We start from the raw sequence: 15289 nt of genomic DNA, 5'->3' as shown, positions 1-15289 counted from the left end.
ACCGGGAACGCATCACTCTCGTGCACGCGGTGTACGACGAGTTGCCGCGGGCACTCGCGGATCTCGGCGTACCGGCGATCGACGGCATCCTGTTCGACCTGGGCGTCTCGTCGATGCAGCTGGACGAGGCCGGCCGCGGGTTCGCGTACGCGCAGGACGCGCCGCTGGACATGCGGATGGACCCGACCCGCGGGACCACCGCGGCCGAGATCGTGAACACGTACAGCGCGGCCGACCTGGCCCGGATCCTGTTCCAGTACGGCGAGGAGAAGTTCGCCCGCCGGATCGCGGACCGGATCGTCCGGGAGCGGGCGGCCGAGCCGTTCACGAACAGCGCGCGGCTGTCCGAGCTGGTCCGGGACGCGATCCCGCAGGCCGGCAAGCGGACCGGGGGACACCCGGCGAAGCGGACCTTCCAGGCGCTGCGGATCGAGGTGAACGGCGAGCTCGACGTTCTGCGTCGCGCGCTGCCGGCCGCCCTCGACGCGCTCGCGCTGCACGGGCGGATCGTGGTGATGAGCTACCACTCGCTGGAGGACCGGATCACCAAGCAGGCGTTCGCGCCGGGCACGAAGTCCGACGTACCGGACGACCTGCCGGTGATCCCGGCCGGGCACGAACCGTATCTGAAGCTACTGACCCGGGGCGCCGAACGGCCGACCGCGGAGGAGGTCGCGGCGAACCCGCGGGCCGCCTCCGCGCGTGTGCGGGCGGCGATGCGAATCCGGGAGAAGGGACTGGTGGCCTGATGAGTACCGTCTTCAGCCCGCAGAAAGCACGGGTGACGCCGGCCCCTGGCAACACAGGCGCGAAGAAGGAGCAGCCGCGGCTGCGGGTGGTGTACGGCGCGCCGTTCCGGCCGCCGCGGATGCCGTTCGTGATCTTCGTGGTGTCGCTGCTGGCCGCCGGGCTGGTCGGTCTGCTGCTGCTGAACACGCAGCTGCAGAGCGGCACGTTCGGCATCACCAAGCTGAACAGCCAGGCGAGCGACCTGCGCGACCAGCAGCAACAGCTGGAGAAGCAGGTACGGGCGCTGGAGTCGCCGCAGAACCTGTCCGACCGGGCGCTGCGGATGGGCATGGTGCCGAACCCGAACCCGGTGTTCCTGCGGCTGTCCGACGGGCGCGTGCTCGGCGTACCGGCGGAGGGCAAGGCAGGCGCCGGTACGGCGATGTTCGGTCAGCAGACGCCCGCCAAGACCACCGCCAAGACGACCGCCAAGACCACGGCCAAGACCACCGTCAAGGCCACGACCAAGCCGGTCAAGCCGGTCACGCCGGTGAAACCGGTCAAACCGGTGACGCCCGTCAAACCGGTGATACCGGTCAAGCCGGGGACCGGGGCCGCGAACACGCACACCACGACCACCACCAAGCCGCCGGCCGGCACCACCAAGCCACCGGCCAGGACGACGAAGCCCGCAACGACCACACGGGGATGATCGGATGACGGACCGACGGGGAAACGAGCCGCCACGCAAGCGCGGTACCGAACCAGGCCGGGGCAATCCACCCCGCAAGGCTCAGCCCCGTCGGCCGTCCGCTACGGACAGTGCCCGCACAAGCCCGCAGCGCCCCGAGTCCACCCGGGACCGCCTCCTGCGCAAAGCAGAAGAGGAGAAGCGGTCCGCCGCGCGCCGCACCGCGTCGAGCGGCGACGGCCGGGCGAAGGCGGCTCGAGCGGACGCCGGAAGCGCGGCTGCGCCGCGCGCCAAGGCGGCGGCTGCCGCCGGACGGCCGGCGGCAGCCAAAAAGACTGCTGGGGCGGGCCGGGGTGCGGCTGCGAAGAAGGGTGCCGCGAAGCGGCCGGTGAAGAAGGCCTCGGCCAAGCGGCCGCCGCAGAAGCGGCCTCAGGCTCGGCCGGCGAAGCCGAAGGTGAAGAAGGCGCCGCGGATGTTGCGGCTGGGGCGGCCGGCGTTGCGGTTGCGGCTGACGTTCGGGGTGATGGCGTTCGTGCTGTCACTGTTCGCCGGCCGGCTCGTGCTGCTGCAGGGCGTGGACCCGAACAGCTACGCGGCGGCGGCGACCAAGGAGAACGCCCGCGCGTTCATCCTGCACGCCGACCGCGGCACCATCCAGGACCGCAACGGCGTCGAGCTGGCGGTCACCGAGGACGCGGTCGCGATTACCGCCGACCCGCAGCAGACCAAGCCGGTCGCGCAGCAGCTGGCCGCGATCCTGGCGCCGAAGCTGCCCGGTACGACGGTCGCCGGACTGATCAAGTCGATGTCCGGCCCGGGCCGGTTCGCGTACGTCGCGCGCAAGGTCAGCCCGACCACGTGGAGCGCGATCCAGGCCGAGATCAAGGCTGAGAACGTACCGATCGACAAGCAGAACAGGGGCAAGCCGCAGGAGCAGCAGGCCAAGCTGCTGGGCGGCCTGTACACCGAGGAAGACCCGATCCGCAGCCACCCGAACGGCAGCATCGCGTCCACCCTGGTCGGTATCACCGGCAAGGACGGCAAGGGCCAGTCCGGTCTCGAGTACGGCCTGAACGACAAGCTCTCCGGCCAGGACGGCAAGGCCGTCTACGAGGTCGATGCCAAGGGCAACCAGATCCCGAACGCGAACCACACGGTCCAGGAGCCGAAGCCGGGCCTCGGCGTGCAGCTCACCCTGGACACCGACCTGCAGTTCTTCGCCGAGAAGCGGATCCAGCAGGCGGTCCAGCAGTACCGGGCGAGCGCCGGCACGGTCGTCGTGCTGGACGTGAAGACCGGCGAGCTGCTCGCGCTCGCGAACTACCCGTCGTTCGATCCGAACAAGCCGACCAAGAACGCCTCGGACCTGAGCAACACCGCCCTGGAGCGCAGCTTCGAGCCGGGCAGCGTGCAGAAGGTGGTCACGATGGCCGCGCTCGCCGACGCCGGCCTGATCAACCTGAAGACCGAGCTCACGGTGCCGGGCAGCATCGACGTGCAGCGCCGGACCATCAAGGACCACTGGTCGCACGGCCCGATGAAGCTGACCGTCTCCGGGATCATCGCGAAGTCGTCGAACGTCGGCACGATCATGCTTTCGCACCGGATGCCGATCGCGCAGTTCGTGAAGTACCTGCACAACTTCGGCTTCGGCGAGCCGACCGGGCTGAACTTCCCCGGCGAGACGAACGGCCGGCTGGCCCCGGGCGACGAGTGGCCGGAGATCACCCGGTCGAACGTCGCGTTCGGCCAGGGGCTGTCGGTGAACGCCGTCCAGGAGGCCGCCGCGGTGAACGCGGTCGCGAACGGCGGCGTGTACGAGCCGCCGAAGCTGGTCCGCAACTACATCAACGCCGACGGTTCGCTGACCCCGAACCAGACCGCGCCGTCCCGCCGGGTGGTGAGCGAGCAGGCCGCCAAGGAGGTCACCACGATGATGGAGTCGGTGACCGCCAAGAAGGGCACCGCGCCGATGGCCGCGATCGACGGGTACCTGGTGGCCGGCAAGACCGGCACCGCGCAGCAGGTCGTCCCCGGCACCGGCAAGTACGGCGCCTGGGCGACTTCTTTCGCCGGATTCGCTCCTGCCGACAACCCACGGTTCGTCACGTACGTCGTACTGCACGATCCCGTGGGTGCCCGCGGTGGAGGTTTTCAAGGAGGACCGGTGTTCCGAGACGTGATGAGCTACGCGCTGCAGAAGTACGTCGTACCGCCGACCGGTGCGGCGCAGCCGAACATCCCGCTCACCTGGTGATGAACCAGCTGCTGGTGACGCAGGGTCAGGTAGGAGTCACAGGGCCCGTGGCGGTAGCCTCAGGGCCCGTGTCCACCCCTACCGCCGCCGGCGGCGCGGTCGCAGCGATCCGGCCCCGGCACGTCGTGCCGGTGAGCCTCGCCGACCTCGCGAACGTCGCCCATGCCCACCTCAGGGCGGAGCTCCCGGCAACGTCGCCGGTGGCTGTGACCGGCGTGTCCCTCGACTCGCGTTCCATCCTTCCCGGCGACCTGTACGCCGCCTTGCCCGGTGCGGTCACGCACGGTGCGGAGTACGTCGCGACCGCCCGGCAGGCGGGCGCCGTCGCCGTACTCACCGACCCGTCCGGCGCCGACCGCGCCGCGGCCACCGGTCTGCCGGTGCTGTTCGTCGACCGGCCGCGCAGCGTGCTCGGCGCGGTCGCGTCCCGGATCTACGGTGAGCCGACCAGCGCGCTGCGGCTGCTCGGGGTGACCGGCACCAACGGCAAGACCACGACGAGCTTCCTGCTGGACTCGGTACTGCGGCAGCTCGGCCCGACGGCGCTGATCGGGACCATCCAGACGCGGGTCGCCGACGAGGTGGTGAAGAGCGTCCGGACCACGCCGGAGGCGACCGACCTGCAGGCGCTGTTCGCGGTGATGCGCGAGCGGGCCGTCGGGTGGTGCGCGATGGAGGTGTCCAGCCATGCGCTGGCGCTGGGCCGGGTGGACGGCGCGCGGTTCGCGGTCGCGGGCTTCCTGAACCTGACGCAGGACCACCTGGACTTCCACAAGACGTTCGAGGAGTACTTCCAGGCGAAGGCCTCGCTGTTCACCCCGGAGCGCTGTGACGTCGCGGTGGTGACGATCGACGACGAGTACGGGCGCCGCCTCGCCGCGCAGACCGTCGTACCGCTGGTCACCGTGTCGGTGAACGGCGAGGCGGACTGGACCGTCACGCACCGCCACCGCTCGGAGCACGGCACCACGGTGCTGGACATCCAGGGACCGGGGGAGACGTTGACGGTCGAGATCGGGCTGCCGGGCGACTTCAACGTCGCGAACGCGCTGCTCGCGACGGCGATGCTGCGGCAGCTCGACGTACCGGCCGAGGCGATCGCGGCCGGGCTGCGGACCGCGAGCGTGCCGGGGAGGATGGAGCTGTTCACCCGCGAGGACGGGCTGGCGGTGATCGTGGACTACGCGCACACGCCGGACGCGGTCGCGCTGGCGCTGCGGGCCGCGCGGGGTGCGACCAAGGGCCGGTTGTTCGCGGTCGTCGGCTGCGGCGGTGACCGGGACCCGTGGAAGCGGCCCGCGATGGGCGCCGCGGCGGCGAAGGCGGCCGACGTGGTGATCGTCACCGACGACAACCCGCGCAGCGAGGACCCCGCCGCGATCCGGGCCGCGGCGCTGGCCGGCGCCCGCGAGGCCGTACCGGACGTGGACCTGCACGAGATCGGGGACCGCCGGCGGGCAATCGCGTCGGCGATCCGGCTGGCCGGCCCGGGTGACACCGTGGTCGTTCTCGGCAAGGGTCATGAGACAGGCCAGGAGGTCGGCGGTGTGATCCACCCGTTCGACGACCGCGAAACCGTGCGTGAGCTGTTGGAGGCAGATCGGTGATCCCTGTCAGTTGCGGCGAGATCGCCGATGTCGTCCACGGTGCGCTGGTCGGGGGCGACCCCGCGGCGCTGGTGGACGGCGCGGTCACGATCGACTCGCGGGACGCCCGCCCGGGCGGGCTGTTCGTCGCGCTGCCCGGCGAGCGCGTCGACGGTCACGACTTCGTCGGTACGGCGACCGCGGCCGGCGTCACCGTTTCGCTCACCACCAGGCCGGTCGACGGTAGCCCGTGCATCGTCGTCGACGACACCGAGCGTGCGCTCGGCGACCTGGCCCGGCTGGTGATCGGCCGGCTGCCGGACCTGACCGTGATCGGCCTCACGGGGTCGACCGGCAAGACCAGTACGAAGGACCTGATCGGCCAGCTGATCCGCCCGTACGGCGAGACGGTGTGCCCGGAGGGTTCGTTCAACAACGAGCTCGGCCACCCGTTGACCGCGCTGCAGGCGACCGCGAACACGAAGTACCTGGTCGCCGAGATGGGTGCCCGGCACACCGGCGACATCACTTACCTGAGCGGCATCACGCCGCCGGCGGTCGGTCTGGTGCTGAACGTCGGCACCTCGCACATCGGCGAGTTCGGGTCCCAGGACAACATCGCGATCGCCAAGGGCGAGCTGATCGAGTCGGTGCAGCCGGGCGGTACGGCGGTACTGAACGCCGACGACCACCGGGTGGCCGCGATGCGGAGCCGGACCCAGGAGCGGGTGCTGACATTCGGCGAGGCGCCCGAGGCGGACGTCCGGGCCACCGACGTGAAGGTCGACGGCGAGGGCCGGCCGGCGTTCACGCTGCACATCGGGGAGTTCAGCAGCGCCGTCCAGTTGCAGCTGATCGGTGAGCACAACGTCTCCAACGCGCTGGCTGCCGCGGCGGTTGCGCTGGCGGTCGGGCTGACGCCGGAGCAGGTCGCCGACGGTCTGAGCGCCGCGCAGCGGGTGTCCGCCGCGCGGATGGAGCTGATCGAGCGGGCCGACGGCGTGACGGTCATCAACGACGCGTTCAACGCGAACCCGGACTCGACCCGCGCCGCGCTGAAGTCGCTGGTCGCGATCGGCCGCTCCCGCGGCGCCCGGACCTGGGCGGTGCTCGGCGAAATGCTCGAGCTCGGCGACACCTCGGGCGCCGAGCACGACGCGATCGGCCGGCTTGCCGTCAGACTGGACGTGAACCGGCTGGTCGTGGTCGGCCGCGGTGCGAAGCCGATGCATCTCGGTGCGTCGCTCGAAGGCTCGTGGGGCAACGAGTCCACGTACGTCGACACCATCCCGGAGGCGCTGGAGCTGCTCCGCTCCGAGCTCCGCGCGGGTGACGTCGTACTGGTGAAGTCCTCGAAGGCGGCCAAACTTCGCAGCCTCGCAGATGCCCTGGTGGAGGCACAGCAGTGATCTCGATCCTGTTCGGCGGCGCCGTCTCGATGGTGCTGACCCTGATCGGCACCCGTTGGGCGATCAAGTGGCTGGCCAACCGTGGCTACGGCCAGGAGATCCGCGAAGACGGTGTGCAGTCGCACATGATCAAGCGTGGTACGCCGACCATGGGCGGCACCGTGTTCATCGCGGCCACGATCGTCGGGTACTTCAGCGCGAAGCTCTTCGTCATGCTGACCACCGGCGCGGGCAGCGCGCCGAGCGCCTCGGCGCTGCTGGTGCTGTTCCTGTTCGCGGGGATGGGCGCGGTCGGGTTCCTGGACGACTTCATCAAGATCTTCCGGCAGCGCAGCCTCGGCCTGCGCAGCAAGGCGAAACTGGCCGGCCAGACACTGGTCGCGGTGATCTTCGCGGTGCTCGCGCTGCAGTTCCCGGACGACCGCGGGCAGCGGCCGGCGTCGCCGTTCATCTCGTTCATCCGCGACATCGGCTGGCTGGAGCTGCCGCTCATCCTGGTGATCATCTGGGTGCTGCTGCTGATCGCCGGCATGTCGAACGGCGTGAACCTCGCGGACGGCCTGGACGGCCTGGCCACCGGCGCCTCGATGATGGTGTTCGGCGCGTACACGCTGATCTGCATCTGGCAGTTCAACCAGAGCTGCGCGACCGAGCGCGGCGTCGGCGCCAAGTGTTACGAAGTACGGGATCCGCGTGATCTCGCGGTGGTCGCGGCGTGTCTGACCGGGGCGCTGTTCGGGTTCCTGTGGTGGAACGCGTCGCCGGCCAAGATCTTCATGGGCGACACGGGTTCGCTGTCGCTCGGCGGCGCGCTCGCGGGCATGGCCGTGATGACCCGCACCGAGCTGCTGGTGCTGGTGCTCGGCGGCCTGTTCGTCATCATCACCGCGTCGGTGATCCTGCAGGTCGGCTACTTCAAGATCACCAAACGTGCCACCGGTGTCGGTAAACGGATCTTCCGGATGACACCTTTGCATCACCACTTCGAGATGCTCGGCTGGGAACAGGTGAACGTGGTGATCCGGTTCTGGATCATCCAGGGCCTGTGCGTGGTGATCGGCCTCGGGCTCTTCTACGCCGAGTGGGTGACCGGATGACGCTCGCCACCCGCACCGACGACGGGTGGGCGACCACCCGGTTCGTGGTGCTCGGCTTCGGTACGGCGGGCTACGCCTGCGCCGACTCCCTGCTCCAGGCCGGCGCGGAGCACCTCGTCGTACTGGACGACCGGGACACCGAGGCGCTCCGCGAGAAGGCGCGGATCCTGGAGACGCTCGGCGCCACGATCACGCTCGGGCCGGGCAGTACGCAGGAGCTGCCGAAGGACGTCGACGTGGTCGTCACGTCGCCCGGCGTACCGCCGCACGCGCCGCTGCTCGCCCAGGCGGCCGAGCGCGAGGTGCCGATCTGGAGCGAGATCGAGCTCGCCTGGCGGCTCCGGGACCCGGCGAACGCCGCGCCCTGGCTGTGCATCACCGGTACCAACGGCAAGACCACGACCGTGCAGATGCTGACCGCGATGCTGCAGGCGGCCGGCCACCGGGCCGTTGCCGCGGGCAACGTCGGCCTGCCGTTGCTGGAAGCCGTCATGGACCCCGAGCCGTACGACGTGATCGCGGTCGAGCTGTCGTCGTACCAGCTGCACTTCACGCACTCGATGTCGGCACACTCGGCCGCCGTACTGAACATCGCCCCGGACCACGTCGACTGGCACGGATCGCTCGAGGCGTACGCCGCGGCCAAAGGCCGGATCTTCGAGAACTGCCAGGTCGCATGCGTGTACAACGTCGCGGACCCGGCCACCGAGCACCTGGTCGAGGAGGCCGACGTGGTCGAGGGCTGCCGCGCGATCGGTTTCACCCTCGGTACGCCGGGACTCTCGATGCTCGGGCTCGTCGACGACCTGCTCGTCGACCGCGCGTTCGTCGAGCAGCGCAAGACCTCCGCGCTCGAGCTGGCCTCGATCGCCGACATCGACCCGCCCGCGCCGCACAACGTCGCGAACGCGCTGGCCGCGGCCGCACTGGCGCGAGCGTTCGGCGTACCGGCGACCGCCGTCCGGGACGCGCTGCGCGGGTTCCGGCCGGACAAGCACCGGATCGCGCACGTCGCGGAGGTTGCCGGGGTCAACTATGTCGACGACTCGAAGGCGACCAACCCGCACGCCGCGCAGGCCTCGCTGCTGGCCTACGAGCACGTGGTCTGGATCGCCGGCGGCCAGGCCAAGGGCGCGACCTTCGACGACCTCGTGATCGCGGCCCGCGAACGTTTGCGCGCGGTGGTCCTGCTGGGCCAGGACAAGGAAGTGATCGCCGAAGCTCTCGAGCGACACGCACCGGATGTCCCGAGGATCGTCGTCGAGTCAACCGACACTGGTGCCATGGAGATCGTGGTGGGGGAGGCGGCGAGGCTCGCACAGGTGCGTGACACCGTGCTGCTCGCGCCCGGCTGCGCGTCCTGGGACATGTTCGCCAACTACGGAGCCCGCGGCGACGCCTTCGCCGAAGCAGTCCGCCGACTGGGGTGATCGGGTGACCTCGATCGCGGACCGGCCGGACCAGAAGAAGGAAACCGGCGAGCGTGCCTGGATCGCGGCGATCCGGGACGTGCTGGACCGGCCGCTGACGTCGTACCACATCGTGCTCGGCGCGACCGGCCTGCTGCTGGTGCTCGGGCTGATGATGGTGCTGTCGGCGTCCAGCGTGCTGTCGCTGCGCGTGTACGGCAGCAGCTACACGATCTTCAGTCGCCAGCTCATCTGGGCGGCCGCCGGCCTTCCGATGGCGTACGTCGCCTCCCGGATGACGGCCCGGCACTTCCGGATGCTCGCGTACCCGGCGCTGCTCGGGTCGACGTTCCTGCTGGTGCTGACCTACATCCCGGGCCTCGGCGTCGGCGTGAACGGCAACACGAACTGGCTGAGCCTCGGCGGCCCGCTGCAGATCCAGCCGAGCGAGTTCGCCAAGCTCGCGATGGTGATGTGGTGCGCGGACCTGTACGCCCGCAAGGAGAAGCTGCTCACCCAGTGGAAGCATCTGCTGGTGCCGATGGTGCCGGTCTGCGGTCTGGTGATCGCGATCGTGATCGGGCAGCACGACCTCGGCACCGCGCTGGTCCTGATGGCCGTGATGATCGGCATGATCTGGGTCGTCGGCGCACCGGCGCGGCTGTTCACCACGACCATCGCTGTGGTCGGTGGCGTGGCGACGTACTTCGTGTTCGCGGAGAAGTACCGGATGCAGCGCGTCACGTCGTTCCTGAACCCGTTCGGTGACCCGACCGGTGTCGGCTGGCAGGCGTACCACTCGTTCTACGCGCTCTCCACCGGCGGCTGGTGGGGTGTCGGGATCGGCAACAGCCGGCAGAAGTGGAGCAACCTGCCGGAGGCGCACACCGACTTCATCTTCTCGGTGATCGGTGAGGAACTCGGCCTGGTCGGGTCGCTCACCGTGCTCGCGCTGTTCCTCACGCTGGCCTATGCCGGTGTCCGGATCGCGACCCGGAACACGCAGCCGTTCGTCCGCTACGCGGCGGCCGGGATCACCGTCTGGCTGATGTCCCAGACGCTGGTCAACCTGGGCGCCGTGATCGGACTGCTACCCATCGTGGGTATCCCGCTCCCGCTTTTGTCGTACGGTGGTTCCGCACTGCTGCCGACGCTGATCGCGATCGGCATGCTGCTGTCCTTCGCGAAGGCCGAGCCCGGCGCGCAGGCCGCCCTGAAAGAGACCCGGCGACCTCGTTTCGGCTGGCTGCCTTCGCGGCGAACGTACAAATGACACCGCGGGAGCGTTGAAAGCTGTGCCCAGCATCGTTCTGGCCGGTGGCGGTAGCGCCGGCCACACCTCACCCCTGATCGCCACGGCGGACGCTCTGCGCCGGATCGACCCGACCGTCGAGATCCTCGCCCTCGGCACCGAGCGCGGCCTGGAGACCCGGGTGGTGCCGGAGGCCGGGTACCGGCTGGAGCTGATCCCGCCGGTGCCGCTGCCGCGCAAGCCGACCCCCGCGCTGTTCGCCGTACCGGGGAAGATGCTCGCCTCGGTGAGCGCCGCCCGGAAGGCGCTCGACGAGGCGAAGGCCGACGTCCTGGTCGGCTTCGGCGGCTACGTGTCCACCCCGGCGTACGTCGCCGCCTGGCGGCGGAAGACGCCGATCGTCGTGCACGAGGGCAACGCCGTGCCGGGGATCGCGAACAAGTTCGCCGCCAAGTACTGCACCGAGCACGTGAAGACCTCGTTCCCGGGCTCCGACCTGCCGCACGCGGAGTACGTCGGGCTGCCGATCCGGCGGGCGATCTCGACCCTGGACCGGGCCGCGCTGCGCGCCGAGGCCCGGCGGTTCTTCGGGCTGCACCCGGACGCGCCGACGCTGTTCGTGACCGGCGGCTCACAGGGCGCGCAGCGGATCAACGAGTCGGTGTCGGGCGCGGCCGCGGACCTGCAGGCCGCAGGCATCCAGGTCCTGCACGCGATCGGCCCGAAGAACACCCTCGAGGTCCCGCGGACCGGCCCGCTGCCGTACGTCGTCCTGAACTACGTCGACCGGATGGACCTGGCGTACGCCGCCGCGGACCTGGTGGTCTGCCGCTCGGGTGCGAACACGGTCACCGAGGTGTCCGGCGTCGGCCTGCCGGCGATCTACGTCCCGCTGCCGATCGGTAACGGTGAGCAGCGGCTGAACGCGAAGCCGGTCGTCGACGTCGGCGGCGGCGTACTGATCGACAACGCCGACCTCACCGTCGACTGGGTGCGGGCGAACGTGCCGCAACTTCTGCTCGACCGCGCGCGTCTGACAGCCATGTCCACAGCTGCGACCGGTGTGATCCGGACCGACGCCGACGAGCGATTGGCGCGGATCATCCTCGATGTGGTGAGGTCTGGGTCGTGATCGTCACCGCTCCTGACACGCTGCTGCCGGCCGAGAAGCTGGGCCGCGTGCACTTCGTAGGCATCGGCGGCGCCGGCATGTCCGGGATCGCCCGGATCATGGCGTCCCGCGGGATCGAGGTGTCCGGCTCGGACGCCAAGGACGGCAAGGTGCTGGCCGCGCTCCGGGCGCTCGGCGCGACCTGCTGGGTCGGGCACGCGGCCGAGCACATCGCCGCCGTGGACACCGTCGTGGTGTCCACCGCGATCCGCGAGACCAACCCCGAGGTGGTCGCCGCCCGCGCCGCCGGGATCCCGATCCTGCCGCGGGCCGCCGCGCTGGCCTCGGTGATGGTCGGCCGCCGGACGATCGCGGTCGCCGGTACGCACGGCAAGACCACCACGACGTCGATGCTCACGGTCGCGCTGCAGCACTGCGGCGCCGACCCGTCGTACGCGATCGGTGGCAACCTCAACGAATCCGGGTCGAACGCGCACGACGGCAACGGTGACCTGTTCGTCGCCGAGGCGGACGAGTCGGACAAGTCGTTCCTGACGTACTCGCCCGAGGTGTCGATCGTCACGTCGGTGGAGCCGGACCACCTGGACAACTACGGCGACGAGGCCAGCTACCGCAGGGCTTTCGAGGAGTTCTGCGCCCGGGTGCTGCCCGGCGGCTTCATGGTGATCTGCCAGGACGACGCCGGCGCGCGGCGGCTGGCGGCGTACGCGCGGGACCTCGGGATCGACGTCCGGACGTACGGCGAGTCCGGCGACGCGGACCTGCGGGTGACCGAGCTCACCGCGACCGGGGCGACGCAGTCGTTCGTGCCGGTGTACCGCGGCCGCAAGCTGCCGGTGGTGAGCCTGCAGCAGGCCGGCAAGCACAACGCGCTGAACGCGTCCGCCGCCCTCAGCGCGGGCCTCGGGCTCGGGTTCTCCGCGGCCGACCTGGCCGAAGGGCTGGCCGCCTTCACCGGCACCGGCCGCCGGTTCGAGTTCAAGGGACTCGAGGACGGCGTGCGGGTGTTCGACTCGTACGCGCACCACCCGACCGAGCTGGCCGTCGACCTGACCGCGGCCCGGCAGGTGGCGGCCGACGGGCGCGTGATCGCCTGCTTCCAGCCGCACCTGTTCAGCCGGACGCGGATCTTCGCCACCGAGTTCTCCGAGGCGCTGGCACTGGCCGACGAGGTCGTGGTGATGGACGTGTTCGCGGCCCGCGAGGACCCGGAGCCCGGTGTCACCGGGGCCCTGATCGCCAACCACGTGCCGCTGAAGCCTGACCAGGTCCGGTTCGAGCCGTCCTGGTCCGCGGTGCCGCAGCTGGTCGCGGACCTGGCCGAGCCGGGCGACCTGGTGGTCACGCTCGGGGCCGGCGACGTGACGCTGATCGGCCCGGAAGTCGTTGGTCTGCTGGCCGAACGCGCCGCCACCCGCGAGCCTGCGCCGAAGGCCGTCGAGCCTGTGGTGAAGTAAAAGCGTGGGGTTCGTCGAATGAGCCAGAGCGTCGATCTGGCTCGGGCACAGCAGCGATTCGCCCGCCGGCAACGGCTGGTGCGATGGCGCAGCTGGCTGCCCTGGGCCGTCGGCGGGGGACTGGTCGTGCTGGCCGGTCTGGTCGTCTGGCTGTTCTACTTCTCCTCGGCGTTCGCGGTCTCCGGGGTCCGGATCAGCGGCGCCGACACGGTGCCGGTGGCAACGATCGAGCAAACCGCGGCGGCGCCGATCGGCACCCCGCTGGCGAAGGTGGACCTGCGGGCGATCGCGGACCGGGTGCGGACGATCCCGGCGGTCGCGGACGCCCAGGTGACCCGGGCGTGGCCGCGGAAGATCGTGATCGTGGTCACCGAACGGGTCGCGGTCGTGGTGGTCACCGACGGTTCGCGGTTCGAGCTGGTGGACGCCACCGGTACGTCGTACCGGACGGTGCCGGACCGGCCGGCCGGGCTGCCGGAGGCGAAGGTCATCGGGGTCCGGCGCGACGTCACGATCCATTCGGTGGTGACGGTTTCGGCGGCGCTCCCGGACACCCTGCGCAAGCAGGTGGGATCGATCACAGCGACGTCACCGGACTCGATCACCCTGAACCTGAACTCCGGGGTGAAGGTCGTCTGGGGCAGTTCCGATGACAGTGCGCGCAAGGCCGGGGTACTCAGCGTACTGATGAAGCGGGACGCGAAGGTGTACGACGTCTCGGCGCCCGATCTCCCTGTCACCAAAGGGGAAAAACGGTGACGGGTCACATCGCGGCGAGGCGCGTGGACTTTCACGGGAAGCGTCCCGTAGCGTTCCGCGTAATCTAAAGTTGACATAAGTCTAAGCATCCACTTGAGGTTCAGTCTTTTCGCTGGACAACGGGAAACGAACGAGGCGAGAGGCGCGGACGTGGCGGCACCGCAGAACTACCTGGCACTCATCAAGGTCGTCGGCATCGGCGGAGGCGGCGTGAACGCCGTCAACCGGATGATCGAGCACGGTCTGAAGGGCGTTGAGTTCATCGCCATCAACACCGACGCCCAGGCGTTGCTGATGAGCGACGCGGACGTCAAGCTCGACATCGGCCGGGAGGAGACCCGCGGCCTCGGCGCCGGGGCGAACCCGGCGATCGGGCAGAAGGCCGCGGAGGACCACGCCGAGGAGATCGAGGAGGCGCTGAAGGGCGCCGACATGGTCTTCGTCACGGCCGGCGAGGGCGGCGGTACCGGCACCGGCGGCGCGCCCGTGGTGGCGCGGATCGCCCGGTCGCTGGGCGCGCTGACGATCGGTGTGGTGACCCGGCCGTTCTCGTTCGAGGGCAAGCGTCGCGCCACTCAGGCCGAGGACGGTATCGCGACCCTCCGCGAGGAGGTCGACACGCTGATCGTGATCCCGAACGACCGGCTGCTGACGATCTCCGACCGGGCCGTCTCGGTGCTGGACGCGTTCAAGCAGGCCGATCAGGTGCTGCTGCAGGGTGTCTCCGGTATCACCGACCTGATCACCACCCCGGGTCTGATCAACGTGGACTTCGCCGACGTCAAGGCCGTGATGTCGAACGCCGGCTCCGCGCTGATGGGCATCGGCTCGTCGCGCGGCGAGGACCGGGCGGTCGCGGCCGCCGAGGCGGCCATCTCGTCTCCGTTGCTGGAGGCAAGTATCGAGGGTGCGCACGGGGTGCTGCTGTCGATCGCGGGCGGCTCCGACCTGGGCCTGTTCGAGATCAACGAGGCAGCCTCGCTGGTCCAGGAGTCCGCGCACCCGGACGCCAACATCATCTTCGGTACGGTCATCGACGACTCGCTCGGCGACGAGGTACGGGTCACCGTGATCGCGGCCGGGTTCGACTCGGGCATGCCCACCCACAAAAAGCTCGACCCGCGCGCCGTGACCAGCCCGAACCCGCGCTCGACCACGATGGCCAGCGCCGAATCGGGTCAGCTGCGCGAGCCGGAACCGCAACCGCGCCAGCCCGAGCCCCGGCCCGAGCCGAGGACGATGCCCGCGCAGAACCCCAGCTACCAGGCCGCGCCGAGCCAGCCGGTGCCATCGCAGGAGCGCCAGTACCCGCCGCCGACCGCGCCGCAGGTGCCCTCCAGCCACCAGGTTTCCCGGCCGCCGATGGGTCACAACGGCTCCGGCTCGCTGCCCAGCCGGGCCGTTCCGGTCACCGACGACCCGGATGACGAGGTCGACGTCCCGCCGTTCATGAGGCGGTAGCTTCATTAGGCTTCGTGGCATGCGGGTTCGTCGAGTGGTCACCACGCGGG

At 70.3% G+C, this 15289-nt stretch carries 12 protein-coding genes; all 12 read left to right on the top strand.

The features are described 5' to 3' along the window. Positions 1-749 (top strand): 16S rRNA (cytosine(1402)-N(4))-methyltransferase RsmH (gene rsmH, locus VFF46_RS18110; RefSeq protein ID WP_325038315.1); only part of this gene is annotated, 749 nt, incomplete at its 5' end. Next, positions 749-1441 carry a hypothetical protein gene (locus VFF46_RS18105; protein ID WP_325038314.1) on the top strand — a complete coding sequence of 231 codons (693 nt, stop codon included), beginning with the start codon at positions 749-751 and terminating at the stop codon, positions 1439-1441. The genes rsmH and VFF46_RS18105, both read left to right, overlap by 1 nt. A gap of 4 nt (positions 1442-1445) precedes the next feature. Beyond that, complete coding sequence (locus tag VFF46_RS18100) at positions 1446-3677, top strand: penicillin-binding protein 2 (RefSeq protein ID WP_325038313.1); 2232 nt, start codon at positions 1446-1448, stop codon at positions 3675-3677. Between the two features lie 68 nt (positions 3678-3745). Further along, a complete protein-coding gene (locus VFF46_RS18095; protein ID WP_325038312.1) occupies positions 3746-5284 on the top strand; it encodes a UDP-N-acetylmuramoyl-L-alanyl-D-glutamate--2,6-diaminopimelate ligase in 1539 nt (512 codons plus the stop codon). After that, positions 5281-6672, top strand: coding sequence for a UDP-N-acetylmuramoyl-tripeptide--D-alanyl-D-alanine ligase (locus tag VFF46_RS18090; protein ID WP_325038311.1), 1392 nt, complete (start codon positions 5281-5283; stop codon positions 6670-6672). Before VFF46_RS18095 ends, VFF46_RS18090 begins: the two co-directional genes overlap by 4 nt. Beyond that, on the top strand, positions 6669-7769 hold the full coding sequence (gene mraY, locus VFF46_RS18085; RefSeq protein WP_325038310.1) for a phospho-N-acetylmuramoyl-pentapeptide-transferase: 1101 nt from the start codon (positions 6669-6671) through the stop codon (positions 7767-7769). The genes VFF46_RS18090 and mraY overlap by 4 nt, the downstream gene beginning before the upstream one ends. Continuing rightward, on the top strand, positions 7766-9199 hold the full coding sequence (gene murD, locus VFF46_RS18080; RefSeq protein WP_325038309.1) for a UDP-N-acetylmuramoyl-L-alanine--D-glutamate ligase: 1434 nt from the start codon (positions 7766-7768) through the stop codon (positions 9197-9199). The genes mraY and murD overlap by 4 nt, the downstream gene beginning before the upstream one ends. Positions 9200-9203: 4 nt before the next feature. Beyond that, positions 9204-10451 (top strand): putative lipid II flippase FtsW, encoded by a 1248-nt coding sequence (ftsW, locus tag VFF46_RS18075; protein ID WP_325038308.1) that lies wholly within the window; start codon positions 9204-9206, stop codon positions 10449-10451. A gap of 22 nt (positions 10452-10473) precedes the next feature. Further along, on the top strand, positions 10474-11562 hold the full coding sequence (gene murG, locus VFF46_RS18070; protein ID WP_325038307.1) for an undecaprenyldiphospho-muramoylpentapeptide beta-N-acetylglucosaminyltransferase: 1089 nt from the start codon (positions 10474-10476) through the stop codon (positions 11560-11562). Further along, on the top strand, positions 11559-13019 hold the full coding sequence (gene murC / locus VFF46_RS18065; protein ID WP_325038306.1) for a UDP-N-acetylmuramate--L-alanine ligase: 1461 nt from the start codon (positions 11559-11561) through the stop codon (positions 13017-13019). Before murG ends, murC begins: the two co-directional genes overlap by 4 nt. A gap of 18 nt (positions 13020-13037) precedes the next feature. After that, positions 13038-13778, top strand: a complete 741-nt coding sequence (locus VFF46_RS18060) for a cell division protein FtsQ/DivIB (protein ID WP_325038305.1) — start codon at positions 13038-13040, stop codon at positions 13776-13778. A gap of 150 nt (positions 13779-13928) precedes the next feature. Next, on the top strand, positions 13929-15239 hold the full coding sequence (gene ftsZ / locus VFF46_RS18055; RefSeq protein WP_414673068.1) for a cell division protein FtsZ: 1311 nt from the start codon (positions 13929-13931) through the stop codon (positions 15237-15239). Positions 15240-15289 lie beyond the last annotated feature (50 nt).

Origin of the sequence: Kribbella sp., from assembly GCF_035655035.1 — a bacterium.
In the GTDB taxonomy this organism is placed as follows: domain Bacteria; phylum Actinomycetota; class Actinomycetes; order Propionibacteriales; family Kribbellaceae; genus Kribbella.
This window is presented reverse-complemented; position numbering and strand designations above follow the sequence as displayed.

What these genes read in the sequence shown, in the direction of transcription:
- VFF46_RS18100 (WP_325038313.1), top strand. Translation starts at nt 1,446, where the DNA reads ATGACGGACCGACGGGGAAACGAGCCGCCACGCAAGCGCGGTACCGAA.
- VFF46_RS18060 (WP_325038305.1), top strand. Translation starts at nt 13,038, where the DNA reads ATGAGCCAGAGCGTCGATCTGGCTCGGGCACAGCAGCGATTCGCCCGC.
- VFF46_RS18105 (WP_325038314.1), top strand. Translation starts at nt 749, where the DNA reads ATGAGTACCGTCTTCAGCCCGCAGAAAGCACGGGTGACGCCGGCCCCT.
- murD (WP_325038309.1), top strand. Translation starts at nt 7,766, where the DNA reads ATGACGCTCGCCACCCGCACCGACGACGGGTGGGCGACCACCCGGTTC.